At 57.1% G+C, this 25,845-nt stretch carries 24 protein-coding genes and 2 tRNA genes; 8 read left to right on the plus strand and 18 right to left on the minus strand.

Going from position 1 to position 25,845, the window contains the following annotated elements:
- The first annotated feature begins 3 nt into the window (after positions 1–3).
- Positions 4–1,311 (plus strand): xylose isomerase, encoded by a 1,308-nt coding sequence (xylA, locus tag ACR0AM_RS05630; RefSeq protein WP_480622361.1) that lies wholly within the window; start codon positions 4–6, stop codon positions 1,309–1,311.
- A 152-nt stretch (positions 1,312–1,463) separates the two neighbouring features.
- Positions 1,464–2,864, plus strand: coding sequence for an MATE family efflux transporter (locus ACR0AM_RS05635; protein ID WP_480622362.1), 1,401 nt, complete (start codon positions 1,464–1,466; stop codon positions 2,862–2,864).
- 9 nt (positions 2,865–2,873) lie between these two features.
- Here ACR0AM_RS05635 and ACR0AM_RS05640 read toward each other — a convergent pair whose 3' ends face one another.
- The 8 genes from ACR0AM_RS05640 to ACR0AM_RS05675 all read right to left on the minus strand — a co-directional run bounded on the left by ACR0AM_RS05640 (position 2,874) and on the right by ACR0AM_RS05675 (position 10,415).
- Complete coding sequence (locus tag ACR0AM_RS05640; RefSeq protein ID WP_480554620.1) at positions 2,874–3,971, minus strand: M56 family metallopeptidase; 1,098 nt, start codon at positions 3,969–3,971, stop codon at positions 2,874–2,876.
- Entirely contained in the window at positions 3,958–4,353 is a 396-nt protein-coding gene (locus ACR0AM_RS05645) for a BlaI/MecI/CopY family transcriptional regulator (protein ID WP_480476368.1), read from the minus strand. Before ACR0AM_RS05645 ends, ACR0AM_RS05640 begins: the two co-directional genes overlap by 14 nt.
- Positions 4,354–4,418: 65 nt before the next feature.
- On the minus strand, positions 4,419–4,823 hold the full coding sequence (locus ACR0AM_RS05650; RefSeq protein ID WP_480486089.1) for a DUF2160 domain-containing protein: 405 nt from the start codon (positions 4,821–4,823) through the stop codon (positions 4,419–4,421).
- An 8-nt stretch (positions 4,824–4,831) separates the two neighbouring features.
- The gene (locus ACR0AM_RS05655) at positions 4,832–5,629 is read right to left on the minus strand and encodes a carbohydrate ABC transporter permease (protein WP_155139158.1); all 798 of its coding nucleotides are present in this window, start codon (positions 5,627–5,629) and stop codon (positions 4,832–4,834) included.
- The gene (locus tag ACR0AM_RS05660; RefSeq protein ID WP_480493503.1) at positions 5,626–6,489 is read right to left on the minus strand and encodes a carbohydrate ABC transporter permease; all 864 of its coding nucleotides are present in this window, start codon (positions 6,487–6,489) and stop codon (positions 5,626–5,628) included. The genes ACR0AM_RS05655 and ACR0AM_RS05660 overlap by 4 nt, the downstream gene beginning before the upstream one ends.
- Positions 6,486–7,562 (minus strand): ABC transporter ATP-binding protein, encoded by a 1,077-nt coding sequence (locus ACR0AM_RS05665; protein WP_480622363.1) that lies wholly within the window; start codon positions 7,560–7,562, stop codon positions 6,486–6,488. The genes ACR0AM_RS05660 and ACR0AM_RS05665 overlap by 4 nt, the downstream gene beginning before the upstream one ends.
- Before the next feature lies 1 nt (position 7,563).
- Positions 7,564–8,613: an ABC transporter ATP-binding protein gene (locus ACR0AM_RS05670; protein WP_480622364.1), complete on the minus strand. Its 1,050-nt coding sequence runs from the start codon at positions 8,611–8,613 to the stop codon at positions 7,564–7,566.
- Between the two features lie 62 nt (positions 8,614–8,675).
- Positions 8,676–10,415 (minus strand): ABC transporter substrate-binding protein, encoded by a 1,740-nt coding sequence (locus ACR0AM_RS05675; RefSeq protein WP_480622365.1) that lies wholly within the window; start codon positions 10,413–10,415, stop codon positions 8,676–8,678.
- A gap of 475 nt (positions 10,416–10,890) precedes the next feature.
- On the opposite strand from ACR0AM_RS05675, the gene ACR0AM_RS05680 reads away from it, so the two are divergent.
- Complete coding sequence (locus tag ACR0AM_RS05680) at positions 10,891–11,673, plus strand: DeoR/GlpR family DNA-binding transcription regulator (RefSeq protein WP_480554625.1); 783 nt, start codon at positions 10,891–10,893, stop codon at positions 11,671–11,673.
- Positions 11,674–11,738: 65 nt separating this feature from the next.
- On the opposite strand, the gene ACR0AM_RS05685 is transcribed toward ACR0AM_RS05680, so the two are convergent.
- The 6 genes from ACR0AM_RS05685 to ACR0AM_RS05710 all read right to left on the minus strand — a co-directional run bounded on the left by ACR0AM_RS05685 (position 11,739) and on the right by ACR0AM_RS05710 (position 16,562).
- Positions 11,739–11,813, minus strand: a tRNA-Glu gene (locus tag ACR0AM_RS05685).
- A 26-nt stretch (positions 11,814–11,839) separates the two neighbouring features.
- Positions 11,840–11,914: transfer RNA gene (locus ACR0AM_RS05690), tRNA-Glu, on the minus strand.
- 98 nt (positions 11,915–12,012) lie between these two features.
- Complete coding sequence (gene recJ / locus ACR0AM_RS05695) at positions 12,013–13,755, minus strand: single-stranded-DNA-specific exonuclease RecJ (protein ID WP_480622366.1); 1,743 nt, start codon at positions 13,753–13,755, stop codon at positions 12,013–12,015.
- Positions 13,756–13,848: 93 nt separating this feature from the next.
- Positions 13,849–14,832, minus strand: coding sequence for a class II fructose-bisphosphatase (glpX, locus tag ACR0AM_RS05700; protein WP_480622367.1), 984 nt, complete (start codon positions 14,830–14,832; stop codon positions 13,849–13,851).
- 69 nt (positions 14,833–14,901) lie between these two features.
- Complete coding sequence (locus ACR0AM_RS05705; RefSeq protein WP_480622368.1) at positions 14,902–16,188, minus strand: homoserine dehydrogenase; 1,287 nt, start codon at positions 16,186–16,188, stop codon at positions 14,902–14,904.
- A 125-nt stretch (positions 16,189–16,313) separates the two neighbouring features.
- The gene (locus tag ACR0AM_RS05710; RefSeq protein ID WP_480622369.1) at positions 16,314–16,562 is read right to left on the minus strand and encodes a hypothetical protein; all 249 of its coding nucleotides are present in this window, start codon (positions 16,560–16,562) and stop codon (positions 16,314–16,316) included.
- 102 nt (positions 16,563–16,664) lie between these two features.
- Here ACR0AM_RS05710 and ACR0AM_RS05715 point away from each other — a divergent pair, with 102 nt between their 5' ends.
- A complete protein-coding gene (locus tag ACR0AM_RS05715; RefSeq protein WP_480622370.1) occupies positions 16,665–17,252 on the plus strand; it encodes a TetR/AcrR family transcriptional regulator in 588 nt (195 codons plus the stop codon).
- A gap of 21 nt (positions 17,253–17,273) precedes the next feature.
- On the opposite strand, the gene ACR0AM_RS05720 is transcribed toward ACR0AM_RS05715, so the two are convergent.
- Positions 17,274–18,185: a pirin family protein gene (locus ACR0AM_RS05720; RefSeq protein ID WP_480622371.1), complete on the minus strand. Its 912-nt coding sequence runs from the start codon at positions 18,183–18,185 to the stop codon at positions 17,274–17,276.
- A 157-nt stretch (positions 18,186–18,342) separates the two neighbouring features.
- Here ACR0AM_RS05720 and ACR0AM_RS05725 point away from each other — a divergent pair, with 157 nt between their 5' ends.
- Positions 18,343–18,822, plus strand: a complete 480-nt coding sequence (locus ACR0AM_RS05725) for a hypothetical protein (RefSeq protein WP_480476394.1) — start codon at positions 18,343–18,345, stop codon at positions 18,820–18,822.
- Here ACR0AM_RS05725 and ACR0AM_RS05730 read toward each other — a convergent pair.
- The 3 genes from ACR0AM_RS05730 to ACR0AM_RS05740 are packed head-to-tail and all read right to left on the minus strand — an operon-like array spanning position 18,784 to position 21,555.
- Positions 18,784–19,380 (minus strand): TadE/TadG family type IV pilus assembly protein, encoded by a 597-nt coding sequence (locus ACR0AM_RS05730; protein ID WP_480476396.1) that lies wholly within the window; start codon positions 19,378–19,380, stop codon positions 18,784–18,786. The genes ACR0AM_RS05725 and ACR0AM_RS05730 overlap by 39 nt on opposite strands.
- Before the next feature lie 4 nt (positions 19,381–19,384).
- A complete protein-coding gene (locus tag ACR0AM_RS05735; RefSeq protein ID WP_480622372.1) occupies positions 19,385–19,921 on the minus strand; it encodes a TadE/TadG family type IV pilus assembly protein in 537 nt (178 codons plus the stop codon).
- Positions 19,918–21,555, minus strand: a complete 1,638-nt coding sequence (locus ACR0AM_RS05740) for a pilus assembly protein TadG-related protein (protein WP_480622373.1) — start codon at positions 21,553–21,555, stop codon at positions 19,918–19,920. The genes ACR0AM_RS05735 and ACR0AM_RS05740 overlap by 4 nt, the downstream gene beginning before the upstream one ends.
- 335 nt (positions 21,556–21,890) lie before the next feature.
- On the opposite strand from ACR0AM_RS05740, the gene ACR0AM_RS05745 reads away from it, so the two are divergent.
- From ACR0AM_RS05745 to dnaG, 3 genes are all read left to right on the plus strand, one after another.
- Positions 21,891–23,321 (plus strand): Glu/Leu/Phe/Val family dehydrogenase, encoded by a 1,431-nt coding sequence (locus tag ACR0AM_RS05745; RefSeq protein WP_480622374.1) that lies wholly within the window; start codon positions 21,891–21,893, stop codon positions 23,319–23,321.
- A 129-nt stretch (positions 23,322–23,450) separates the two neighbouring features.
- Positions 23,451–23,786, plus strand: a complete 336-nt coding sequence (locus tag ACR0AM_RS05750) for a hypothetical protein (RefSeq protein ID WP_480516534.1) — start codon at positions 23,451–23,453, stop codon at positions 23,784–23,786.
- A 1-nt stretch (position 23,787) separates the two neighbouring features.
- Positions 23,788–25,737: a DNA primase gene (gene dnaG, locus ACR0AM_RS05755; RefSeq protein WP_480622375.1), complete on the plus strand. Its 1,950-nt coding sequence runs from the start codon at positions 23,788–23,790 to the stop codon at positions 25,735–25,737.
- Positions 25,738–25,845 lie beyond the last annotated feature (108 nt).

Raw genomic sequence — 25,845 nt, forward strand, 5'->3', positions numbered from 1 at the left:
GAGATGACGAGCGGTTTCTTTCAGGGGATCGAGCAGGTCCAATTCGAGGGCGAGAACAGTAAGAACCCGCTCGCATTCCGTCACTACAACCCGGACGAGATCGTGATGGGTAAGCGCATGGAGGATCACCTGCGTTTTGCCGTGGCGTGGTGGCACTCGTTTGCCTGGGAAGGCGGGGATCCGTTTGGTGGCTCGACTTTTGAACGCCCATGGCAACCGCAAGACGACATGGGCCGCGCCAAGATGAAGGCCGATATCGCCTTTGAGATGTTTCAGATCCTGGGACAGCCCTATTTCTGCTGGCATGACGCGGATATCCGCCCTGAGCATGGGAACTTCGCCGACAATCTGCGCACGCTGAATGAGATCACCGATTATATCGGTGAAAAGATGCAGGCATCCGGCACCAAGCTGTTGTGGGGAACGGCCAACATGTTCAGCCACCGTCGCTGGATGGGGGGTGCCAGCACCAACCCCGACCCCGACGTCTTTGCTTTCGCTGCCGCCACGGTGAAATCCTGTTTGGACGCGACCCACAAACTGGGCGGCGAGAACTATGTGCTTTGGGGTGGACGCGAGGGCTACGAGACGCTGCTCAATACCGACATGAAGGCCGAACTGGATCATATGGGCCGGTTCCTGAACATGGTGGTCGAGTACAAGCACAAGATCGGCTTCAAAGGCACGATCCTCGTCGAACCCAAACCGCAGGAGCCGTCCAAGCATCAATATGATTTCGATGCGGCAACCTGTATCGGTTTCCTGCGCAAGTACGGCCTCGAGGATGAGGTCAAGCTGAACCTGGAACAAGGGCACGCAATCCTGGCAGGACACAGTTTCGAACACGAGATCGCTGTTGCTGCGGCTGAGGGTATGCTTGGGTCCATCGACATGAACCGGAACGATTACCAGTCCGGGTGGGATACGGATCAGTTCCCCAACAACACGCCCGAAGTCGCGCTGGCTTATTACCACATCCTGAAAGCGGGCGGGTTTACCACGGGTGGCACCAACTTCGACGCTAAACTTCGCAGGCAATCCATCGACGCCGAAGACCTGATCGCTGCGCATGTGGGCGGGATGGATATCTGTGCCCGGGGCCTGAAAGCGGCAGCTGCGATGCTTGAAGATGGTGGTCTGGAACAGGCGCTGGCCGACCGGTATGCAGGCTGGAAAACGCCTAAAGCTCAGGCGATGCTAACCTCTGGCCTCGACGAGATTGCAGCGCGGGTGATTGCCGAAGACCTCAATCCTCAGCCACGCTCGGGGCGTCAGGAAGTGCTTGAGAATTACGTGAACCGCTTTGTGTGATTCCTGTCGGCTCAGCCTGAACTGAAATAATCGGTGTACAAAGCCCCGGAAACGCGTGAGTTTACTTAGGCGTTGCCCGGGGCTTTCCCTTGTCGAACGCAGTGGCATCATGGGCCCGTCTGGGTCGCGCAGGTGGGACGACCAGAGTATTGGTGGAAAAATCATCAGGTAAGGCAATCTTTCTAAGTGGCAACCTGATGCTGCATGTGACGCGCATGTCGCTGACCACGAGCATTGGATTGATGGCGATCTTTGCTGTCGATTTTGTCGATATGGTCTTTATCTCGATGCTGGGCAACGACGCGCTGGCCGCAGCGGTAGGTTATGCCGGGACGCTGCTGTTTTTTACGAACGCCATCAATATCGGTCTGTCGATTTCTGCCGGGGCGCTGGTCGCGCGTGAGTTGGGCGGCGGGCGGGTCGAACAGGCAAGGCAATACGCGTCCAGTGTCGCCGTGCTGGGGCTGATCGTCGGGTTGGTAACCTCCGTTTTGGTGCTGCTGAACGTCAGCTTTCTGCTGTCGCTGCTTGGCGCAAAGGGCGAGGTTTTGCGGCTGGCGACGCGCTATGTGTCGATCATTCTGCCGACTATGTGGGTGATGTCGATTGCGATGGCGGCGATGGCTGTGCTGCGCGCCCACGGCGATGCGCGCCGATCAATGATGGCAACGATTTACGGCGGCGTTGTGAATGCAGTTCTTGACCCGATTTTGATATTTGCCGTTGGACTGGGGTTGGATGGGGCCGCGATAGCCTCAGTTCTGGCGCGGCTATGTATGTTGGGCGCAGCCTTATGGCCCGCGCTGCGGGTGCATCAGGGGTTTGCACGCCCATCGATGAAACAGGTGGCACAGGATTTTCGGCCCGTGCGGGCCATCGCAATCCCTGCTGTTCTGACGAACGTCGCCACGCCGATCGGGAATGCCATCGTTGTTCGGGAAATCGCGCAGTTCGGAACGGATGCAGTTGCGGGTATGGCGGTGATCGGGCGGCTGTTGCCGGTGGCGTTTTCGGTCATCTTTGCGCTGTCCGGCGCGATAGGGCCAATCATCGGGCAGAATTTCGGGGCAGAAAAATTTGATCGCGTGCGCACTGCGTTTCTGGCCGGGATCAAGTTCACCGCAATCTATGTTCTTTGCATGTCGGCTATTTTGTTTTTGCTGCGGTCCCCAATTGCAAATTTGTTCGCAGCCCAGGGGGAAACGCGCGTACTAATTTACTTGTTCTGTGGCCCGCTGGCATTGGCTTCTTTCTTCAACGGTGTGATTTTTGTGACAAATGCCAGTTTCAACAATCTAGGCCATCCGGTCTATTCCACGTGGATAAACTGGGGTCGTCACACCATTGGCACATGGGTGTTTGCCACAATTGGCTCACAAATCGCCGGGGCGTCGGGCGTTCTGTTGGGGCAGGCTTTTGGGGGCGTCATCTTTGCTGTCATAGGATGGGTTCTTGTCGCGCGCGTTGTTGCGCGGCTGGAACGCGTGCAATCGCCCGAGCCTTTTACCGATCAGGGGCGACTTCACTCGCTGTTCGGGCGTCGCGGCTGGTAAGCGATCAGGTCAGTTCCCCTGATTGCGCGCCTCCAGTCGTTCCAAGTTGACCACCGTTGACAGCATCAGGCGGTCATGGCTCCAATCCCGTGTCTGCTGGATTGAGGCCGACCCCAGAGCCAAAAGGGCGCCAAAGATCAGCGTCATGCCGAGGAACAATGCCGGCAAGGCGGGTACCGAAGGCTGAACATCGGTCAGTGCGATTACACGTTGCCGCAGTACGCGCTTTGCCTTGCCGCCTGTCACAAAAGCAACATTCAGAACGCGTGGGCTGTTGGTTGAGATTGTCCGGGCGCAATAGTCCAGCAGGCACGCCGTGTATTCCCGCGCATCAATCCGTTTGCGCGCAACAACCGACTGGTCACAGGCCAACTCGCGCAGCCGGCCGAATTGATACTTGAGCATCAGGTAGGCAGGGTTCCAGAACAAAAGCGGACGCAGCAGCTCAAACCCCAGTTCCCATTCCACATCACCAGTACGGATATGCTGAAACTCGTGAGCGAGCGCAAAACGCAACTCTCGCGGGGTGTCCAGCAAATGGCTAGGCAGAACGACGTGGCGGCGGCGAAGTCCGCGCACGGCGAACGGCACGGTGATGCGATCGGACAGGCGAATATCCACCTTGGCAGACCGCCGCCAAAGAAAACTGGAATTGACAGTCTGACGGATCGCCATTGCGTCCCGCAAGGCACGCGCGGCGTACACGGCAGCGACACAGGCAAGTATGGCGGCAACGAGGGTGATCACAGGTTGCTGTCCCGACAATGCAAGATCTACCCACCTTTCGCGAGTGTTCAGCAGTGCTTCAAACTGCGTCGCAGGCATTGCGATGTCACCGCGCAGATAGGCCGCAACAGCGATATCACCAAGGGCCACGGCACTGCCCGGCCAAGCGTAGGTCGTCAGCGACGACACGCAAACCGCCAGAAACGGGCTGGCAAGGACGCAGATGCACAGGGTCTTGAGGGCCCGCAACTGTACAACATAGCCATTGCGCAGTGCGGTGCGGCTTAGGGCCGTGCGGGTCATCAGCCAGATGACCGCCGAAAAGGCCAGCACGATGTTGAGTTCGATGAATGCGTCGAGAACCGGTCTAACCGCTGTCATTTTGCAGTCTCCTCTCTACCAGTGCTCGAATTTCCTCCAGGTCGGCTTCGCTCAGCCCCGCGTCGTCGACCAGCCGCGCCACCAGTGTGGCGGGGGTGTCGTCAAAAAGCGTGCGCGACAGATTTTGCAGCGAACGGGCCTGATATCTGTCCTTTTCCAGAAGCGGCGTATAGATCAGGGTTTTTCCCGACTTTTGGCTTTCCACAAAACCCTTCTCGTCCAGAATGCGCAGGATCGTGGCCCCGGATGTATAGGCCAGGTTGCGTTCTGACGGCAGGCGGTCCAGGACATCACGCACCGAGCCTTGCCCGAGGGCCCAGAGCTCGTTCATGAACTCCAGTTCGACCTCGGTCAGCAGATTTGTCGTCTTTTTCTTTCGCATCGGTCTCGGTGTCGTCATGGTTACTATGCCTGACAGACAAGCATCCTTTCGCGATTTCTCAAAGTCTAAACTTTCCAGAACACAAAAACGCCCCAGCCAATCGACAGGAATAGCGGTGTCCAGACCGGTTGCCCGACCAATCCAAGCCACGCCAGGAAAATGTACGCGGACCCCAGAAGGGTAATGAACAGGCGATCCCCTAGCGTGGTTGTCAGCCCCAGAACCCCGCGTCGTTCAATCCCGTCGCGGAACTTGAAACCTTCCAGCAGGCCAATGCATGCTATGGCCGAGAAGATGCCGACAAACACGGCCAGCGTGGCAGGTGTCCATGCCATCCAGAAATCGGGCCACAAGGGGTCCGTCCACGAGAACCCTTTTTCGGCCTCCTGTCCGACATTGCCCCATCCGGCCTTGGCCTGGGCAAAGGCTGCTGAGGGCAGGAAGGGGAGGGTGAGAAGCAGTTTTCGCATGTCGAACCTCACACACGTCCCATCGCGAAGCCACGCGCGATGTAGTTGCGAACAAACCAGATGACGATGGCACCGGGGATGATGGTCAGGGTGCCCGCAGCGGCCAGCAGACCCAACTCGTACCCGGCACTGGATGCTGTGCGGGTCATCACGGCAGCGATGGGTTTGGCCTCAACCGCAGTCAGGGTCTTGGCCAGCAGCATTTCCACCCATGAGAACATGAAGCAGAAGAACGCCGCGACACCGACACCTGCCTTGATGTTGGGCAGGAAGATTGTCACGAAGAAGCGCGGGAACGAATATCCATCCACATAGGCGGTTTCATCCAACTCCTTTGGGATACCACGCATGAACCCTTCCAGAATCCACACCGCCAGCGGCACGTTGAACAGCGTATGGGCCAAAGCCACGGCCAGATAGGTGTCGAAAAGGTGGATCGACGAATAGAGCTGGAAGAATGGCAGGGCGAACACGGCCGCCGGGGCCATGCGGTTGGTCAACAGCCAGAAGAACAGCTGCTTGTCGCCGAGGAACCGATAGCGTGAGAACGCATAAGCCGCAGGCAGGGCAACGCAGACGGAAAGCACTGTGTTCAGAGTCACATAGGTAATCGAGTTGATGTAACCCCAGTACCACGTCGGGTCAGTGAAGATGGTGATATAGTTTTCCAGCGTAAAAGTCTGGGGAAACAAGGAAAAGCCCGACAGGATCTCGTTCGTGGTCTTGAAGGACATCGCCACCAGCCAATAGATCGGAAGCATCAGGAACGCTATATAGAGGATCGGGATGATGGACCGCTTTTTCATTCTGCGTCGTCCTTTGTCATCAGGGTGTAGAAGAGCCACGACACCAGCAGCGTGATGGCGAAATAAATCAGGCTCATCGCTGCCGCCGGGCCAAGGTCGAACTGCCCCAGCGCGATCTTCACAAGGTCAATCGACAGCAGGGTGGTCGAGTTGCCGGGACCGCCCCCGGTCAGAACAAAAGGCTCGGTATAGATATTGAAGCTGTCCATGAACCGCAGCAGAACCGCGATGGTCAGAACCGTCTTCATCTTTGGCAGCTGGATATAGCGGAACACCGACCACGGGCTGGCGCCGTCGATTTTGGCGGCCTGATAATAGGCGTCGGGGATTGATACGAGGCCCGCATAGCACAGCAGCACGACCAGCGACGTCCAGTGCCACACATCCATGACGATGACGGTTATCCAGGCCGAAAGCGGCTGTTGCGTCATGTCATAGTTGATGCCTAGCACGTCATTCAGGAAATATCCCAGCAATCCAATCTTGGGCAGGGTGAAGATGTTCCACATCGACCCTACAACGTTCCAAGGGATCAGCATCGGTAAGGCCATCAGCACCAGACAGACAGGCACCCAAAAGCCTTTGCGCGGCATCGACAGGGCGACGATGATGCCCAGCGGTACCTCGATGATTAGGATCAGGAAGGTGAACAGAAACTGCCGTCCAAGTGCTGCCTGAAACCGGTCGGATCGCAGGATCTGTTCGAACCAGCCCAGTCCTTCCCAGAAGAACTGGTTGTTGCCGAAGGTTTCCTGCACCGAGTAGTTGACCACCGTCATCATAGGCACCAGCGCGTTGAACGCTACCAGCGCAAGTACGGGCAGGACAAAGAACCACGCCTTTTGGTTTTCCGTTCTCATTGCACCCGCTCCTGAGTTGCGATCCAGCCGTCGCGGTAGACGCGGGAATGTTCGGGTTTGAATTGCAAAAAGACCTGTGATCCCGGTTCCGGTACACTGTGTTCGGTCACGACCTTGAGGGCGGTGTTGCCGACCACGGCGCTGACCACATAGTGGCGGCCGATATCGGCGACCTTGGTCACATGTGCCGGAATGCCAGTGTCGCCGAAACCTACATATTCCGGGCGGATACCCAAATCGGTGCGGCCGCCGTCACCGTGTGTGGGACCTTCCAGCATGACCTCGTGCCCTTCAAATACGGCGCGGTCGCCTTTGGCTTCACACGGAAGGACATTCATACCCGGCGAGCCGATGAAATGGCCGACAAATGTGTGCTGCGGCCGTTCAAACAGTTCGACCGGCGTTCCGATCTGAACCACTTCACCGTCTTGCATTACCACCACCTCGTCGGCGAAGGTCAGCGCCTCGGTCTGGTCGTGTGTCACGTAGATCATTGTGGCCTGCACGCGCTGGTGCAGCTCTTTCAGCTTGGATCGCAGTTTCCATTTCAGGTGCGGGTCGATCACGGTCAGCGGTTCATCGAACATCACCGCATTCACGTCGTCGCGAACAAGGCCGCGACCCATCGAGATCTTCTGCTTGTTGTCCGGGCTCAGGCCCGATGCGCGGGTGTTCAGCATATCCGTAACATCCAGCATCTCGGCGATTTCTAGAACACGGCGCTTGATTGTCGCAGGATCAACCCCCCGGTTTTTCAGCGGGAAGGCCAGGTTCTCGCCCACGGTCATCGTGTCGTAGATCACCGGGAACTGAAAGACCTGCGCGATGTTGCGTTGGTCCGGGGGCAGGGCGGTGACGTCCTGATCATCGAACAGTATCCGGCCTTCCGAGGGGGTAAGAAGACCGGATATGATGTTCAGCAGCGTGGACTTGCCACAACCTGATGGCCCCAAAAGCGCATAGGCCCCGCCATCGCGCCATGTCACGTCGATTTCCTTCAGCGCATAGTCCTCGGGGCCTTTTGGCGATGGCATATAGCTGTGTCGGAGGCTTGAAAGCTTGATCTGTGCCATGTCAGGCCACCCTTTTGCCGTCTTGGCTGAAATACCGGCAATGCGCCGGGTTCATATAGAAACTGTGATCTTCGCCGACCTGATAGGGATGCACACCAGCGGCGAGTGAAACCCAGGCTTCATCACCATGCTGGAAATGCGCGCTGGAATCAGAACCTGACAGTTCGGTCACGATCACACGTCCGGTCAGTTCGACATCGGCGTCAGACGTACGAATTGGCGTCACGCGATGAGGGCGCACGGCGACCATATATTCCCCGTCGGACATGTCCGAGACTGCCCAGCCGACATTGCCTGCCAATTGCGCCCGGGCGCTGGCAACGGTGATACGAGCCACATTGATAGGCGGGTCCGAGAATACACGCGCCGCGGCAATGTTTTCCGGATTACGGTAGATGTCGGTGGTTGGGCCGAATTGGGTCACGCGGCCGTCTTCCATCAGCGCGGTGTAGCCCCCCAGCAGCAATGCCTCTTCAGGCTCCGAGGTGGCGTAGACAACGACGGCCCCGCGACCAGCGAACAGGTCGGGCAGTTGTTCGCGCAACTCTTCGCGCAGTTTATAATCAAGATTCGCCAGCGGCTCATCAAGGAAGACGGCGCGGCTTTCTTTTGCAATGGCACGCGCCAGCGCGGTTCGCTGTTGTTGCCCGCCCGACAGCTCATGCGGGCGGCGGTGGAGCATGGGGCGCAATTGCAGCAGATCGGCGGCCTCTTCCACGCGGCCATCGATCTCGGACTTGGCCATGCCAGCCACGCGCAGAGGCGAGGCGATATTGTCGAATACGGTCATATGCGGGTAGTTCACGAAGAACTGGTGCACCAGGCTGATCTGCCGCTTTTGCGTGTTCAACCGTGTCACGTCCTGCCCGTCCATCAGGACCTTGCCCGAGGCGATCGGGTCCAACCCGGCCATCATCTTGATCAGTGACGTTTTTCCGGAACCTGTCGCGCCCAATAGCACGTTGAAATGGCCGGTTTGCAGCGTCAGGTTTGTTGGCTTGATATGGATGACGTTGCCGACCCGTTTGGTCGCGTCTTGAAGTTCGATCATCTGGGAAACTCGCGGGGCATTCAGGGGTAGGCCGGGCTTAAGCCCGGCCTACGATGTTGCTTTTACTGGGACTGCCAGCGCTTAACCAGTTCGTCATAGTTGACGGTCTGGCCCTGCGGCTTTTCGTTTTCCAGCTTGGCCTTGGGCGAACCCGCTTTTTCCAGCCAGAATGCGTCGTCCTGCGGTTCATTCAAACGCGGGCCACAGCCACCGTAGACACCGGCACTTTCATCCGCGGCCTGCATACGGGCCATGGTGATGTCCATCTCTTCGGCCAGACGGTCCATCGCCTCTTGCGGGGTGAAGGCGCCCGAGTTCACGTCACCGATCTGCTGCCACCAGATCTGGGCCAGCTTTGGATAGTCCGGTACGTTGATGCCGGTCGGCGACCATGCCACGCGGTCAGGCGAGCGATAGAATTCGACCAGACCACCCAGCTTGGATGCGCGTTCCGTGAACGACTCGTGGTTGACCGAACTGTCGCGGATGAAGGTCAGACCCACATGGGACTTCTTCACATCAACAGTCTTGGACGTAACGAACTGGGCATAAAGCCAGGCTGCCTGCGCACGATCCGAGGGGGTTGATTTCAGGAACGTCCAGGAACCCACGTCCTGATAGCCAACCTTCTGGCCTTCTTCCCAGTAGGGGCCGTGCGGGCTGGGCGCCATCCGCCACAGCGGCGTGCCTTCGTCATCCACGGTGTTGTTGCCTTCGGACTTCGGCTTCACCATGTCGGCGGTAAAGGCGGTGTACCAGAAAATCTGCTGGGCCACGTTGCCCTGGCTCAGTGCCGGCAGCGACTGGTAGAAGTCGTAAGACGCCGCACCTGGAGGCGCGTAGGCCCGCAGCCATTCGTCCCATTTGCGGATCGCATAGACCGCTGCGGGGCCATTTGCAGCACCACCGCGCGACACCGAGGCGCCGACCGGGTTACAGGTGCCCGCTTCCATGCGGATGCCCCATTCGTCAACCGGAATACCGTTCGGCTCGCCCTTGTCACCGGCACCGGCCATCGAAAGCCAGGCGTCGGTCATGCGCCAGCCAAGGTCAGGCGCGCGCTTGCCGTAATCCATGTGGCCGTAGATCGCCACGCCGTCGACTTCTTTCACGTCATTGGTGAAGAACTCGGCGATGTCTTCATAGGCCGACCAGTTGACCGGAACGCCCAGATCATAGCCGTATTTCTCTTTGAACGCGGCCTTGTTGGCCTCGTCATCGAACCAGTCCTTGCGGAACCAGTAAAGGTTCGCAAACTGCTGGTCGGGAAGCTGATACAGCTTGCCGTCCGGCCCGGTGGTGAACTGAATGCCCATGAAGTCATCCAGATCGATTGTTGGCGAAGTTGTCGCCGCCCAGTCGCCGCCCATCATGTCGGTCAGTGGATAGGCCAGTTGCAGGCGCGAGTGGGTACCAATCAGGTCACTGTCGTTGACATAGCCGTCATACAGGTTCCGACCTGTCTGCATCTGGGTCTGAACAGCCTGGACCACTTCGCCTTCGCCAAGGATTTGGTGATTGACCTTGATGCCGGTGATTTCTTCAAACGCCCTGGTCAGAACCTCCGACTCGTAGGAATGCGTCGGAATACCTTCGGACAGGACGTTGATTTCCATGCCAGCGTAGGGCTGTGCAGCTTGGATAAACCATTGCATCTCGGCCATCTGTTCGTCTTTCGACAAGGTCGATGGCTGGAATTCGTCGTCGATCCAACGTTGTGCTGCGGCTTCGTCGGCCCAAGCGGACCCGTGCCCCGCAATGACGGCAGCCGCCGCCACTGCGGAAAGTAGATGTCTCCGCATCTGTCTCCTCCCAAAAATTATGGTTCTCCGGCGGGAACCGGATGCAGAACAGCATCAGCGATTTTTTGCGTATGTGTCAAACTAAATTTTTAGTAATTGACGTTCAGGCATTCAGAAGACAGGTGATTCGAGCGTCCTTCCAGTGCAGAGATTGATTGTAAACAACTAATTTTTCTTGTGAAAATCTATTGAGTTCAAGCGGGGTAAATAGGGAAATCCACCGTGACTCAATGCGGGCTTGCAATGACGGCTGGCGCGCAGAATTGCACTCGTGTTTCGTGAGGCACCGACACTGATCCGGCACTGAGTGGGAAGTCAGGCAAACCAGCTTCCCAGATCATTATTGCTAAAACTCAGTGCTCACATAGCACCAATCCGGTCCGACAAAAGGCCGGATGTGGCAATGCGGATGTGGCACTGCCTTGCCGTTCACGGTATTCCGTGTCCATATAAAGAAAATTTCCGGAGCCGGTTCGTGAAGAAGAATACCCTCAACACCCATCGTGAGCTGGAATTGCTTGATGCCCTAAGACGTTTGGGTGGAACGGCCCGGAATTCAGACTTGGCGAATATGCTCGGCGTCTCCGAAGAGACGGTGCGCCGAACGATCAAAGCCTTGTCAAAGGCGGGTACGGTCGAGCGCGTTCATGGCGGTGCCTATCTTGCCGGAGTGCAGGGCGCCCCCAACTTCTTTCACCGGATTTCGCAAGACGCGGATGAAAAGCGTTTGATCGCCGGGCATACCGCGAAACTGGTTCGCGATCAGATGACCGTTTTCCTGGATGTGGGATCGACGACCGCCTTTGTCGCCGAAGAACTGCGCCAGGTCAGTAACCTCACGGTTGTCAGCAACTCCATCGGTGTCGTGCAGACCTTGGCCGGGGTCAACGGAAACCGGGTGCACCTTTTGGGGGGTGAGTTGCAGATCGATGAAAGGGGTACCTTTGGTCACGTCACCCATAAGCAGCTGCAACGCTATGCCTTTGACATCGTGATCCTGAGCACGGATGCGATTTCAGACAGCAAAGGGTTTCTGTATCAAAGCGCGGCCGAAGCGGATCTTGCATCGGTGGTGGTCAGGTGCGCGGACCAGGTTGTTATGGCTGCAGCGCATTCCAAGTTTGGTGAAAGGGCACCTTATGTGGGGCCGGATCCTCGGCTGGTGCATTCGCTGGTCACGGATGCTGTGCCAAAAGGTGGGGTGGCCAGATTCCTTGACCGTTGGGGCATCGAAATTCAGATCGCTGATGACAGCTAGGTTGCTGTTTTCAGGCGCAGCCCGGATGGTCTTGCTGCTTTGGGATGGAAGAAGCTAAGGAAGAGTGGCAGCCCGTAGGGGAATCGAACCCCTCTTTCCAGGTTGAAAACCTGGCGTCCTAACCGATAGACGAACGGGCCACTTGGTATCAGGTCACAAGCGTAAATGGCAGCCCGTAGGGGAATCGAACCCCTCTTTCCAGGTTGAAAACCTGGCGTCCTAACCGATAGACGAACGGGCCACGCTGGCTTGTGGAGGGCCTTTTACGGTTTCGCCGTGACCCCCGCAAGCGTAAAAACGCAGGGATTGGAAAGTTTTTTAGCGCACCAAAGCTGCGTGTTAACGGGCTTCTGCCGCGTCCTCCAGCCTGAGCTGCACAGATTGGCGTCCGCCCCAGGTGTTGACCTCTAGCCGACCCGCAAAATGAAAGCGCGCACCGCCGTGATTTGACAGTTTTTCGCCCATCGGCCCGTCAAAAGCACCAAAGGCAATCGCATCCAGCCCGCCGCCCATTCCATCGGTCAGCGACAGTTTCAGATGCGATTCACCGACCCGTTTGGCAAAGCGAACCTGCAGGTCAGGCAACGCATAGCGCGGGGCCGGAGCACCGGCGCCAAACGGTCCGGCCTGTTCGATCTGCTCGATCAGATCCACGGTTGCCGCGCCGGGCATCAACGCGCCATCCAGTTTCAAATCCGCAGGCCCGCCCTGGCCGGCCCACTGTCTGGCCAGCAACTCGCTCAGGCGCTCCATTGCGGGTTCCAACTGATCGCGCATGACGGTCAAACCTGCGGCCATCTTGTGGCCGCCTCCTTTGACCAGCAACCCTTCGGCTGCTAGACGCTGGATCGAAGCCCCAAGATCGACGCCAGAAACCGAGCGGCCCGAACCCTTACCCTCATCCCCATCAAAACCGATCACGATTGCCGGTCGATTGGCTGTCTCTTTCAACCGAGACGCCACGATACCAACGACACCGGGGTGCCAGCCCTCGCCTGCCGCCCAGACCAAAGGGGCGTCCAAGCCACGCGCCTCGGCCTGCGCCAGCGCGGCGGAACGCACCGCGGTTTCAATGTCGCGGCGCTCAGTGTTCAATGCATCCAGACGTTCGGACAACGCCTGCGCCTCATGCAGAGAATCGGTACTCAGCAAGCGCGCGCCCAGATCGGCCTGACCGATCCTTCCCCCGGCATTCACACGGGGCCCAAGCAGAAACCCCAGGTGATAACTGTTGGGTGCTGTATCCATGCGCGATATATCAGACAGCGCGACAAGGCCGGGGCGCTGCCGCTGTGCCATCACTTTCAGCCCCTGTCGCACCAGGGCGCGGTTAGCTTCTATCAGCGGCGCCACATCGGCAACGGTCGCCAGGGCCACCAGATCCAGAAGGGCCATCAGGTCCGGTCCCCTTGCGCCTGAGTCACGCAGCTGGCGACCGGCTTCGACCAGCATCAGAAACACCACGCCTGCCGCGCAAAGATAACCAAGATCGCCGCTTTCATCCTGTCGGTTTGGATTTACCACAGCGACGCAATCGGGCAGCGTCTCGCCCCCCAGATGGTGGTCCAGAACGATCACATCCGCACCCGTAGCCGCCGCAATCGGATCATGGCTGAGCGTGCCGCAATCAACGCAGATGATCAGGTCATGCCTGGCCGCAAGCTCCTGCATTGCGGGAACGTTGGGGCCATACCCTTCGTCGATCCGGTCCGGCACATAAAGCGTCGCTTGCACGCCCATCTGCCGCAGCCAGACCAGCAGCAACGCAGCAGAGCTGCCGCCATCGACATCGTAATCTGCAAACACCGCGATTTTCTGACGATTGCGGACGGCTTCCAGAAAGCGCGTGGCGGCAACTTCCATATCCTTTAAGGCCCGCGGATCAGGCAGCAACTCCTTCAGCTTTGGGTCAAGAAAGCCGGGCGCCTCCGATACCGGCACGCCGCGCCGGGCCAGAACTTGGCAAACGGCACGGGGCAGGTCGGTTTGTTGCACCATCATCTCGGCCGCCCGCTCAATCTCGGGGCTAGGTCCAACCCAAAGCCGTCCCGTCAGTGATTGCTCGACTCCAAGAAAACTCATTGCTCGCCTCTTATGCGCCAAGGCCGGACCCTTGCGGACCCGGCCTCTTCACCTTTTCAGAAATACTCTGGCCGAAGGCAACGGCGCAAGCCGTTATGAATTGTCATGCGGCCAAGTCGGCGTGCGGTAGGACATGCGGCGTACCGACCCGGTCTTGGACCGCATCAACAGCGTCGTGGTTTCCACCCAGCCGGGCTCGCGCTTGATCCGAGGCAGCAAAGAGCCGCCAGTCACGCCGGTGGCGGCAAAGATCACATCCGCCGTCACCATCTCATCACGTGCATAAACTCGGTCCAGATCGGTGATGCCTGCCTTGGCGGCCCGGCCACGTTCGTCATCGTTACGGAACAACAGGCGGCCAAAAATCTGCCCGCCCATACATTTCAGCGCAGCGGCGGCCAACACACCTTCGGGCGCGCCGCCCTGGCCCATATACATGTCGATGCCGGTCACTTCGCTTTCGGCGCAGTGCATGACACCCGCCACGTCACCATCAGTGATCAGACGGATCGCGGCACCGGTTTCGCGCACTTCGGCAATCATCGCTTCGTGGCGCGGGCGTTCCAGAATGCAGACGGTGATGTCGGCCGGTTTGCACCCCTTGGCGTTGGCCAGCGCTTCGACACGCTCGCGCGGCGTCATGTCCAGATTGACAACGCCTTCCGGCAGACCCGGGCCAACCGCCAGTTTGTCCATATAGACATCCGGCGCGTGCAGCATCGAGCCGCGCGGGCCCATTGCGATGACGGTCAGTGCGTTCGGCATATCCTTGGCGGTCAGCGTGGTGCCTTCCAGCGGATCAAGTGCGATATCCACGCCGGGGCCATTTCCGGTGCCAACCTCTTCGCCGATATACAGCATCGGTGCCTCGTCACGCTCGCCTTCACCGATGACCACGACACCTGCTATATCCAGCAGGTTCAGCTGTTCCCGCATCGCGTTCACTGCGGCCTGATCCGCGGCCTTCTCATCGCCCCGGCCCACAAGCGAAGCCGAAGCCAGTGCAGCCTGTTCCGCTACCCTCGCCAGCCCCAGAGACAGCAGGCGGTCATTGAAATCGGTCTTGGCAGCACTCATGTTTCTGTATCCTCTGGTCAGTATAGCCGTGTCTTCCGGCATAGCTTGCGTTTCATGCAGGCCGCAAGGTCAAACCGCTTCAATCCGCAATGCAACTGGGTCGCCTGCCACCACATCGGTTTCGCGGAAACCCTCCAACGCGACGTCCAGCGCCGTTCGGGTGGTCTTATGGGTGACGATCAGTACAGGCGCTGTGCTTTCGGCATGTGCATATTGGCGCATCCGGTCGATTGACACCCCGGCATTGCCCAGAATGGCCGCAACCTTGGCCAATGCACCAGGTTTATCCAGCAGGCCCAGTCGCAGATAATACGGCGCAGGTCGGCCGGTGACGGCGGGAACTGCGGTTTCAAGCGTGGTGGCCGGGCGGCCAAAGGTCGGGATTTGCAATCCGCGCGCCAGATCGCAGACATCGCCCATCACAGCGCTGGCTGTCGGGCCTTCACCCGCGCCGGGGCCGCGCAGAACAACCTGCTCAACCGCGTCGCCTTCGATCACGACCATATTGGTGCCGCCTTCCAGCTGGCCCAGTGGCGAGTCGCTAGGTACCAGGCAAGGCTGCATGCGTTGCTCCAGCCCGCGCGCGGTGCGCTGCGCCACGCCCAGCAATTTGATGCGAAAGCCCATGTCTTCGGCCTGATTGATGTCGTCCAGGCTGATCTGCTGGATACCCTCAATCTCGATCGCGTCGAAATTCGGCTTGGTCCCAAACGCGATCGAGGATAGCAGAGCCAGCTTGTGCGCAGCGTCGATACCTCCGACATCCAGATTGGGGTCAGCCTCAAGATATCCCAATTCGGCGCATTCATCGAAAAGCGCGTTGTAGCCCTGACGCTGCGACTGCATCCGAGTCAGGATGTAGTTGCACGTCCCGTTCATCACTCCCATCACGCGGGTGATCTCGTTACCCGCCAGACCTTCGGTCAGGGACTTGATCACCGGGATACCACCAGCGACAGCGGCCTCAAACCGGATCACACGACCGGCGGCCTCGGCTTTTTCAGCCAGTTCCTGCCCGTGGATGGCCAGCAACGCCTTGTTGGCCGTGACCACATCCTTGCCACTGGCCAATGCTGCTTCGACCGAGGCTTTGGCTGGACCATTCTCGCCACCCATCAATTCGACGTAAACGTCTATGTCGTCGCGTTTTGCCAATGCAACCGGATCAGTTTCCCAGGCATAGTCCGACAGGTTCACGCCACGGTCCTTGTTCGGGTCGCGCGCGGAAACAGCCACGATTTCAATCGAACGGCCTGTTCGGGCCTGCAACAACTCAGCATGGCGGCGGACGATCTTGACGACACCCACGCCGACCGTTCCCAAGCCCGCAATTCCCAGCCGCAGTGCCTGTGTCATGTTGTGGTCCTTTTCCGCTCGAGTATTTTTGGTGTCGGATGATTGTCCAATCAGCGCTGCCTTAGCGGGTTCAGGTCAAGGGTGCAATCCGTCACCGGGGGATAGTGGGGGTGATTTATGGCGCGTCAGTTGGTTTGCGCGTTTTGTAGCGCCTGCGCCTTTTGAGCCAAGGCATTGCTGCGTTGTGTCAGATCGTCTTCGACGGCTGCTGCCTGATGGATCGGGTCCATCGGTGGCCCTAACGTTTCCTGCAACGGAATAAGGCGCGGGTAGGGGGCGGATCTGACTGCAGCCGGTTCGCTGCCTTCCAGCTCGGGAATGTCCGCACAGGCGGTGCAAAATAGAATAAGGGGCAAAACAGGCAGCAGTTTCATGTCGCAGGCTTTTCGGTCTTTGTTGCCCCATCGTGATGCACGTTTTGACGACATCGTTCAAGCGGGGTTCTATATGAACGTCTGTTCATATACTGTAGACCCATGGCACGCACTCAAGGCTCACATTCCGACATAACCGGCCCACGTATCCGCAAGGCTGCGCTGCACCTGTTTGCGCGCTATGGGTATGCCGCTGTCTCGATGCGGCAGATCGCAAAAGAGGTCGGCGTACAGGCAGGCGCGCTTTATAACTATACGCCCGACAAACAGAGCCTTTTGCACCGGTTGATGCGCGAACACATGCAGGACCTGCTTGAGGCGCAAGATGCAATGGGCCGTTGCGACGATGCAAAAGACGCCTTGCGCCAGTTTATCGGCTTTCACATCCGCTTCCATTTGCAACGCCCCGACGAAGTTTTCATCGCCTATATGGAGTTGCGCAATCTTTCGCCCGAAAACTTTGCTGAAATCGAAGACCTGCGGCGCCAGTACGAAAACGTGCTGGAAAGCATCCTTGATTCAGGGCAGCAGGCCGGACATTTCGCAATTTCGGACACGAAGATTGCAACGCTGGCCGTGATTGCCATGCTGAATGGCGTGATGACCTGGTACCGCTCGGGCGGTCGCCTGTCACTGGACGAGGTCGAGGAGATCTATTGGAACATGGTTCACAAGGCAGTGACGGCCTGACAAAGTCAAACCGTCACGCTGTTAGTGCGCGGGGCGAATGAACGTACCATTGCGCAACTCGCGAAATGCCTGTTCCAGTTCGGCCCGCGTGTTCATCACGATGGGGCCATGCCAGGCGACGGGTTCGTTGATGGGAGCCCCTGAGATCAGTAGGAACCGCACGCCTTGGGGGCCAGCCTGAACAGTGATTTCATCGCCAGTGCCAAAACGGACAAGCGTGCGATCCCCGGACATGTCGCGGATATTGACCTCTTGCCCGCCGATTTCCTTTTCCAGCAGCACGCCTGTCGGCTGCGAGGCATCGGCAAAGGCGGCCTGACCCTGAAACACATATGCAAAAGCACGGCGATACGTATCGATCCGGAAAGTTTTCTTCACACCCGCCGGGACAGAGATATCCAGATATTGCGGGTCAGCAGCTATCCCGTCTACGGGTCCGGTTTTGCCCCAGAAATCACCTACGATCACCCGCACAGTCGTGCCATCGTCATCGGTGATTTCGGGGATGTCCTTGCTTTGGACGTCCTGATAGCGCGGGGCGGTCATCTTCTGGTTCGAAGGCAGGTTGCCCCACAACTGGAAGCCGTGCATCTGGCCTGAGATGTTGCCGCTTGGCATTTCCTGATGCAGGATACCGGATCCTGCGGTCATCCATTGCACATCACCGGCGCCAAGCGTGCCGGTGTTACCCAGCGAATCCGAATGTTCGACCGTGCCGGTCAGGACGTAAGTGATCGTTTCAATTCCCCGGTGGGGGTGCCACGGAAAACCGGCCTGATAATCCTGCGGTCGGTCGTTTCTGAAGTCATCGAACAGCAGAAAGGGATCCAGTTCGGACGGGTCCTGAAACCCGAATGCGCGGTGAAGTTTCACACCAGCCCCTTCCATTGTCGGGATGGCTTTGCGTGTTTCCAACGTCGGTCTAAGGGACATGTTTGCCTCCGTTTCGTCTGGGCAGCATGTAATCTCTGCGCCACAGCAATCAATTTGCACGAAATAACCAGACCTGTGCGAAATTGTTTTGCAGCCAAACCCCTGTTGTTTCCGGCGCAAAATGGCTAGATCGAAGCGGATCAGACAGGAGACATCCATGCAGGACGACGTGTTGGCAACGATTCAGGCCTCATCCCCCAGACGATGGACCGGGGTAGGGATGCTGACAACGGTTGGAATGCTGGTTACTTATGTCGCGCTGGCATCGCCACCCGAACCGGTTTGGCAGGTGTTTCTGTTTGTCGTTGGCGGTGCATCGCTTTGGCTGGCGCTTCGGGTCTGGCGAGCCACAGAAGACTGTATCGAACTGACCCGGACCGAGTTGCGAACGGGATCGGGTCAGGTCATCGCGGAAGTGGCCGATATTGAAACGGTAGATCGGGGTGTATTCGCGTTCAAACCGTCAAACGGCTTTCTGGTCCGTACGCGAAACAAAGCGGCGAACCGCTGGGCTCCGGGATTGTGGTGGCGGGTAGGTCACCGGGTTGGCGTTGGCGGCATGACATCTGCCGCCGAAGCCAAGTTCATGTCCGAAATTCTATCCGCTATTTGTGCAGACGAACGGGGTCCTGGATAAGTTACACGCAACTTCGTTGGTAAAGCGGGGACGGGTGAAGATGAAGTTCTCAAAAGTGATACCTGTCGCAAAGTCCCAACCCGGTCTAAACGTGGGGATGTATTCATTCGACGTTTCGACCAGAATAACCGTGTCCTGATTGGGCATTGGCGGCAGGCGATCCTTGATTTCATCGATGCTGTTGTCGTCCCATTCATTGTCAAAGCCGCGAACGGTCGACCAGCGCACATAGTGGCGTTCATCGTCCTCGTCGTAAACGATCAGCGAGACACGCATTTTCACGTCTGACCGGTTATTGATCATCTTGCCCGCCAAATCGTGCAGCGAGTCGATATACACATCGGTTACGGCATCCGTTTCACGCGATATCAGGTCGCTGATTGTGTAGGCTGCCTTGAGATTTGACGCACTTTGACGAAATCCTTCAAAAGCGGTGAAGGTGAACGTGATTGTCCAAAGCATCAACGGGAAAATCATGAGGGCTTCTACGGTCAGAATGCCGTTTTCATCATTCTTGAAGGCTTTGGCACAGTTCTTCAATTTTCTGAGCGCAGACATGATCTTACAGTGGCTCCTGTACGAATGCTGTCGTCGCGGTCACCACATAGTGACCGGTTTCATCCGGGACAAGCTTTGCAATGGCTGAAGCCTCAAGAACTGGATCGATACGCAGACAGGCCCGCAGGATCATCAATTCATTGGATAAGCCATTGTCAAACTTGAACACCTGCAATGGATCGGCCTCTTCAGAAGTATCAGTGCATGCAACTTTTTCTGGAAGATTGATTCCTTCAAACGCATTCTGTTTGATCATTTGCAGCCGCAAATTACCGCTACAATCCTTGATGCCGGAAACATCGCAAATCTGATCCCTGATCTGGTCGTGTTGCCAGTCAGTGCCGGTACCCAGTCGAATATCCCGTACGACCAGATCGACCCCACGCTCCAGTGCAGCATGTTTCATTGTGATGATCGACAGCTCGGCACCGGCTACAAGAAGCGCCAGGAAAAACGGAATGAGCATGACAAACTCAATTGTCGCATTTCCGGCCTCAGAGTGCCGAAATAGACGGAGCTTCAAGAGTTTTTTACTGATCATTGGGTTAGCCTCAGCTTGCGGATCGACGATGCGATGGATTCAAAGGCTTTCTCAAGGTTCAGGCCACTTACGTCATAGACGTGGCTGTCAGAGCTGGCACAGTCTTTGAGGGTCCTGTATCCGCTTCTGGGCGCTTCGAACGCGATACCGTAAACGATGATTCCCTGATCTTTGGCCGCATCACAAATGTGCTTGGTGCGCTGGTTCTTGGCCGACGTTTCGACTTTCGAAAAGGCTTTAGAATACCATTCTGCCCATCCGCTGGACTGCCAGTAATAGTTGTCGCGTGCATTCGAGGCCAAAGATATCCGGTTAAACAGTACAGGATATGTTAACCGAATCGCGGTTCCCGGTTCTTCGTCCGCAGCGGTCTCGGATTCCAGATTTCCGTAAGGATGATCCGCCCAAACGCCTTGCTGAGGCCAGAAATAATTCGGGCGGCCCTCAGAATGGTAGACAGTGTATTCACCGGATTCTGAGTTGTACCAGACGTCGGACATGCCTTCGCGTAACGACGGGTTAAGCATGTATTGATCGGTGTTCTGACCGTCGGTCATAACAATGGCGATTTTCAGAACATCACCGTCATAGTCCGAAGGTCGGACCGAGAATTTTGAAGGCACAATAGTTGTATACGCATAGGCCGGATCCGGTTCCAGTGACAGGTCGCGAACAATTCCGCGCATACTTGGGTCGAGCAGGGCGGTACCCCACTTCATCCCAATATCGATCGATGTGTTGCCACCGGGGGTGAGGGACGCAATCTGAGCAAGCAGTTTGTTCATGTTGTCGGTGACAGGGGTGATCGCACTCCCTGCGCGGACCGGGCAAACAGGTTCTTTGAGAGTTCCTTCAGCATAGTAAAATGGATCAAAATGGGCGGTACGTTCCAGCCTGTCATCCCGTTCCAGATCAGAATCGCTGTACTGTTCCGGAATAAAGTTTACGCAGTGCGAATAACTATGTTCCTGCGTGACATTCGTGAACTTGTCCAGGATTGACGCTCCTGCGCTTACCTGCGTTGCGTAAGGAACAATCGAGATTGAAATCTGCGTTTCGTTCGGTTTGTCTAGCATGAGCCTTACAAATTCCGATGCAGCTTCTTTGAGAACTGCGATTTTGGTCTTAGATGGCGTGGCAGATGCTTGGGACATGGAGCCGGAGATGTCGAGAACCAACGAGATTTCGACAGCGCCAATGGATTCTTCGGCCGTACTGCTTGATTTCAGGTTCAGTTTAGGAACGCCGCCATACCGCAGGTAACGCGTTGTTAGAACAGCCTCAGCAGTTGCAGACACTTTCTTGGAGCCAAAACCTTCAACAACTGTCGTAACGGCGTTCAGATTGCCCAGCCCGGCCTTGTCCATATAGGAATCGACAACCGTCTTGGCGGGAAGGTCCTGGTCGAGGTCTGCGGCTGCTAGCACAGCACGGTCCAGTGTGGATTGCAGGCTGGCACGGTCGCGCTCATACTTCATGACATCCATGGACATGCCGGTAATCGCCAGCATCAGGACCACCATAAACAATACGAAAATGGTGAAGACGCCATCTTCGTTCCGAGCGAACTGCTCTAACTTGAACGTTTTGCGCTTCGGTTTCGAGCCGTCGTTACAAAGCAAGGAATTAAGCATTCTGGTTACTCCGCTTCACACGTCGAATTCGTGCGTCAAAGAAAAAGAGATTTGGGATAAAGTTAATTTTCAAACGTGGCGTGAATTGGGCGAAAAAGGCTTGGTTTTGGCCTTTTTACGCGCCCGAGGGGTATAATTCGGAGCGTTTCAGGTGATCTGTCGATGAATTGAAAACAATTCGTTAAGGAGTTGGCCGATCTGAGCGACTCACCCTAGGGCAACTAAGCCTGCGTTCATAAAATGATTAAAAAAAGTGCATTGTTTGATTGCAGCATGCCGCCAGTGGTGCGACAAAACGTCGTGACGTATCGTCATGTACCGCTACGGAGGATTTTATGACCGGCATCAAAGAACCCAGCTTTCGTGAAAGTGTTGACCTGATGTTCAACAGGGCAGCCGCCCTTATGGAGCTGCCGCCGGGGTTGGAGCAAAAGATCCGTGTCTGCAACGCAACCTACACAGTTCGATTTGGTGTTCGGTTGCGTGGTGAAATTCATACCTTCACCGGCTACAGATCTGTCCACTCGGAACATATGGAACCGGTTAAGGGCGGTATTCGATATGCCACCGCAGTGAATCAGGACGAAGTCGAAGCCCTGGCTGCGCTGATGACGTATAAGTGCGCGCTTGTTGAAACGCCGTTTGGTGGCTCCAAGGGGGGGCTTTGCATTGATCCACGAGAATATGAAGAGCATGAGCTGGAACAGATCACGCGGCGATTTGCGTATGAGCTTGCAAAGCGAGACCTGATAAACCCATCGCAAAACGTGCCTGCGCCCGATATGGGCACCGGCGAACGTGAGATGGCCTGGATCGCCGACCAATACGCGCGGATGAACACAACGGATATCAACGCGCGCGCCTGTGTCACCGGCAAGCCCTTGAATGCAGGCGGCATTGCCGGGCGGGTCGAGGCGACCGGACGTGGCATCCAATATGCGCTGCGCGAGTTTTTCCGCCACCCTGAAGACATTGAGAAAGCAGGTTTGTCGGGCAAACTGGATGGTAAGCGCATTATCGTGCAGGGGCTTGGCAATGTAGGTTATCACGCAGCCAAGTTCCTGAGCGAGGAAGATGGCGCGCGCATCACCGGAATCATCGAATGGGACGGTGCACTATTTAATCCCGACGGCATTGACGTCGAAGCCGTGCGGCAGTGGATTGTCAAACACGGCGGCGTAAAAGACTATCCCGATGCGACCCATTCCGCTGAAAGTGCAGCAGTGATGGAGGCCGAATGCGACATTCTGATCCCGGCGGCTTTGGAGGGTGTTATTAACCTGTCGAACGCCGATCGGATCAAGGCACCGCTGATTATCGAAGCTGCCAATGGTCCGGTTACCGCTGGCGCGGATGAAGTCCTGCGTAAGAAGGGCACAGTGATCATCCCCGACATGTATGCCAACGCAGGCGGTGTGACAGTATCCTATTTCGAATGGGTCAAGAACCTTAGCCATATTCGCTTTGGCCGGATGCAGCGTCGTCAGGAAGAGTCGCGTCACGAACTGATCGTCAGCGAGTTGGAAAGGCTGGACCGGTACCTGGGCGATGCATGGTCGATGTCGCCGGACTTTAAGGCCAAGTACCTCAAAGGTGCGGATGAGCTTGAGCTGGTGCGCTCGGGTCTCGATGACACAATGCGCATTGCTTATCAGTCGATGCGTGAGGTTTGGCACAGCCGTGATGATGTCGAGGACCTGCGTACGGCGGCTTATATCGTGGCGATTGACCGTGTTGCGAAAAGCTACCGTGCCAAAGGTCTCTAATGTGATTTCGGGTGGCCGTGTTCGGCCACCCGCTTGTCCGCATTCCCCGGTGATGTGGAAAAAACGATTGTGGAAGGTCTCGGCTCGCGTCGTTAAACTGACGTTCAGAAACGATTCAGGGAGCTCCCTATGTTACGTATCGCTATCACCGCAGCTTTGCTGGCTACGCCTTTGGCGGCAGCGGAAACCAAAGAACAAAGTTGTGGATATCAGGCAGATGTTGTCAGGGCGATCCAGAAAGCACGGCTGGATCGCGTAAAAGAAGAGGATGTTGCGAGCGCAATCGCTTCTACGAGCCCGACTTGGCCAGCGGGTTACAACGCTGCGATCCCACATTTGACTTCCTGGGTATTCCAACAAAAGAAACGAGATCTGCGAAAAAATGATCTCAGTGAGATCATGTACCAACAATGCGTGGACAACTGGGATCAAGTTCAGGCAATAAAAAACAACCTCAACAATTGATATGTCATTGCCCCCCGGATTTCTGGACGAAATGCGCACGCGGCTCAGCCTGTCTCAGGTTGTCGGGCGCAAAGTCATGTGGGACCAACGCAAGTCCAATCAGGGCAAAGGGGATATGTGGGCGCCTTGCCCGTTCCATCATGAAAAGACGGCCTCGTTCCACGTGGATGACCAAAAGGGGTTTTACTACTGCTTTGGCTGTCACGCCAAAGGCGACGCGATCAGTTTTGTGAAAGAGACCGAGAATGTCTCGTTCATCGAAGCTGTCGAGATTCTGGCCCGCGAAGCCGGGATGCCGATGCCTGCGCGCGATCCGAAGGCGCAGGAAAAACAGGACCACCGAACACAGCTGGCTGATGTGATGGAGCAGGCAGCGCAGTTCTTCCGCCTGCAACTCAAGACCGGGGCAGGAGCCGCCGCACGAGACTACCTCATGCGCCGCGGGTTGAACGCGCAAGCGCTGGACCGGTGGGAGATTGGATTTGCCCCGGACGATTGGCAGGCGCTTTGGGACCATCTGCGCGGCAAGAACGTGGCCGAGGACCTGATCCTTGGGGCCGGGCTGGCCAAGCCCTCGAACAAGGGCAAAAAGCCTTATGACACCTTCCGCAACCGCATCATGTACCCGATCCGCGATCCACGCGGACGTTGTATCGCGTTTGGTGGGCGGGCGATGGACCCCAATGACAACGCGAAATATCTGAACTCGCCCGAGACCGAGCTGTTCGACAAAGGACGCAGTCTTTACAATCAAGGCCCGGCACGTCAGGCGGCGGGGAAGGGTCAGCCGCTGATCGTGGCCGAAGGCTATATGGACGTGATCGCGCTGGTCGAAGCCGGCTTTGGCGCGTCGGTTGCCCCTTTGGGAACGGCCATCACCGAACATCAATTGCAACTGCTGTGGCGGATATCGGACGAGCCGATCATTGCGCTGGACGGCGACACAGCAGGTCTGCGCGCTGCGATGCGGGCGGTTGATCTGGCTTTGCCGCTGCTCGAAGCTGGAAAGTCGCTGCGGTTTGCCCTGATGCCCGAGGGCAAAGACCCCGACGACCTGCTGCGCGTCGATGGGGCAGGCGCCGTGAAGGCCGTGCTGGATGGAGCCATTCCGATGGTCAAGCTGCTGTGGCAGCGCGAGACCGACGGCAAGGTGTTCGACAGCCCCGAACGCAAGGCGGCTTTGGACAAGTCCCTGCGCGAGAAAATCAAGCTTATCCGCGACCCATCGATCCGGGCGCATTATGGGCAAGAGATCAAGGACCTGCGCTGGCACTTGTTCCGCCCGCAACGGCAGCCGAAATCCCGGCAATGGCAACCGCGCGGCAAATGGGTGCCGCCAAAACAGCCCGCCACGCCCGGCGCGCGGTCCTCGTTTTTAGCCTCGTCCGAGAATGCCGAGATTCAACTGCGCGAAGCGGCCATTCTGGCTATTGCCGCGCTTAACCCCCAAGTCGTCGTGCAGTTCGAACACCAAATGGAAGAAATGGAATGCCGTGATCCCGATCATGCTGCATTGCGAACTGCAATCCTGCGCCACGCGATCGATGACCCGGACAATCTGAAGGACCACATTACCGAAACTTTAGGGCCCTCGGCCCTTGAAAACCTGCTGGCCCTTCGCCATGTCGCCGTAATCCCCTGTGTGTTCAAACCAGGCGACGTCGAAAAGGCCGAGATGACACTGGCCGAAGAACTCGCGAAAATCAAAGCGCTCCGGGGGCGTGAGGAAGAAGTAGTTGAGGGTCAAGAAGAGATCACAGCTACTCCGGATGAAACACTTACATACCGACTTGGTCAGGCGGCAGAAGAACTTAATCGCGCAACACGAAGTCAAAACGAAGACAAGGCTGTATACGATGTTGCACACAACGGTGCTCGTTTGAAGAAAGCTGAACGAGATGGCTTTGCTGATTCCCTTGCCAAGATCGATTTCACTCGGAAACGCCGGTAAAATGGTGTTTTCGTAAGGCACTGGAAAAGAAAAACAGGTAAACGGGTGGTCGAATCACTTCTACGCGCTAATGATTCGGTTCAAACGAATCACCCATCCCTGCAGGAG

The sequence above is a fragment of the Ruegeria sp. AD9 genome, assembly GCF_056542305.1.

Coding starts and splice junctions, on each gene's coding strand:
- xylA (WP_480622361.1), top strand. CDS start 4: ATGACGAGCGGTTTCTTTCAGGGGATCGAGCAGGTCCAATTCGAGGGC.
- ACR0AM_RS05640 (WP_480554620.1), bottom strand. CDS start 3,971: ATGACAGCGGTTAGACCGGTTCTCGACGCATTCATCGAACTCAACATC.
- ACR0AM_RS05645 (WP_480476368.1), bottom strand. CDS start 4,353: ATGCGAAAGAAAAAGACGACAAATCTGCTGACCGAGGTCGAACTGGAG.
- ACR0AM_RS05650 (WP_480486089.1), bottom strand. CDS start 4,823: ATGCGAAAACTGCTTCTCACCCTCCCCTTCCTGCCCTCAGCAGCCTTT.
- ACR0AM_RS05655 (WP_155139158.1), bottom strand. CDS start 5,629: ATGAAAAAGCGGTCCATCATCCCGATCCTCTATATAGCGTTCCTGATG.
- ACR0AM_RS05660 (WP_480493503.1), bottom strand. CDS start 6,489: ATGAGAACGGAAAACCAAAAGGCGTGGTTCTTTGTCCTGCCCGTACTT.
- ACR0AM_RS05665 (WP_480622363.1), bottom strand. CDS start 7,562: ATGGCACAGATCAAGCTTTCAAGCCTCCGACACAGCTATATGCCATCG.
- ACR0AM_RS05670 (WP_480622364.1), bottom strand. CDS start 8,613: ATGATCGAACTTCAAGACGCGACCAAACGGGTCGGCAACGTCATCCAT.
- ACR0AM_RS05675 (WP_480622365.1), bottom strand. CDS start 10,415: ATGCGGAGACATCTACTTTCCGCAGTGGCGGCGGCTGCCGTCATTGCG.
- recJ (WP_480622366.1), bottom strand. CDS start 13,755: ATGAGTTTTCTTGGAGTCGAGCAATCACTGACGGGACGGCTTTGGGTT.
- glpX (WP_480622367.1), bottom strand. CDS start 14,832: ATGAGTGCTGCCAAGACCGATTTCAATGACCGCCTGCTGTCTCTGGGG.
- ACR0AM_RS05705 (WP_480622368.1), bottom strand. CDS start 16,188: ATGACACAGGCACTGCGGCTGGGAATTGCGGGCTTGGGAACGGTCGGC.
- ACR0AM_RS05710 (WP_480622369.1), bottom strand. CDS start 16,562: ATGAAACTGCTGCCTGTTTTGCCCCTTATTCTATTTTGCACCGCCTGT.
- ACR0AM_RS05715 (WP_480622370.1), top strand. CDS start 16,665: ATGGCACGCACTCAAGGCTCACATTCCGACATAACCGGCCCACGTATC.
- ACR0AM_RS05720 (WP_480622371.1), bottom strand. CDS start 18,185: ATGTCCCTTAGACCGACGTTGGAAACACGCAAAGCCATCCCGACAATG.
- ACR0AM_RS05725 (WP_480476394.1), top strand. CDS start 18,343: ATGCAGGACGACGTGTTGGCAACGATTCAGGCCTCATCCCCCAGACGA.
- ACR0AM_RS05730 (WP_480476396.1), bottom strand. CDS start 19,380: ATGTCTGCGCTCAGAAAATTGAAGAACTGTGCCAAAGCCTTCAAGAAT.
- ACR0AM_RS05735 (WP_480622372.1), bottom strand. CDS start 19,921: ATGATCAGTAAAAAACTCTTGAAGCTCCGTCTATTTCGGCACTCTGAG.
- ACR0AM_RS05740 (WP_480622373.1), bottom strand. CDS start 21,555: ATGCTTAATTCCTTGCTTTGTAACGACGGCTCGAAACCGAAGCGCAAA.
- ACR0AM_RS05745 (WP_480622374.1), top strand. CDS start 21,891: ATGACCGGCATCAAAGAACCCAGCTTTCGTGAAAGTGTTGACCTGATG.
- ACR0AM_RS05750 (WP_480516534.1), top strand. CDS start 23,451: ATGTTACGTATCGCTATCACCGCAGCTTTGCTGGCTACGCCTTTGGCG.
- dnaG (WP_480622375.1), top strand. CDS start 23,788: ATGTCATTGCCCCCCGGATTTCTGGACGAAATGCGCACGCGGCTCAGC.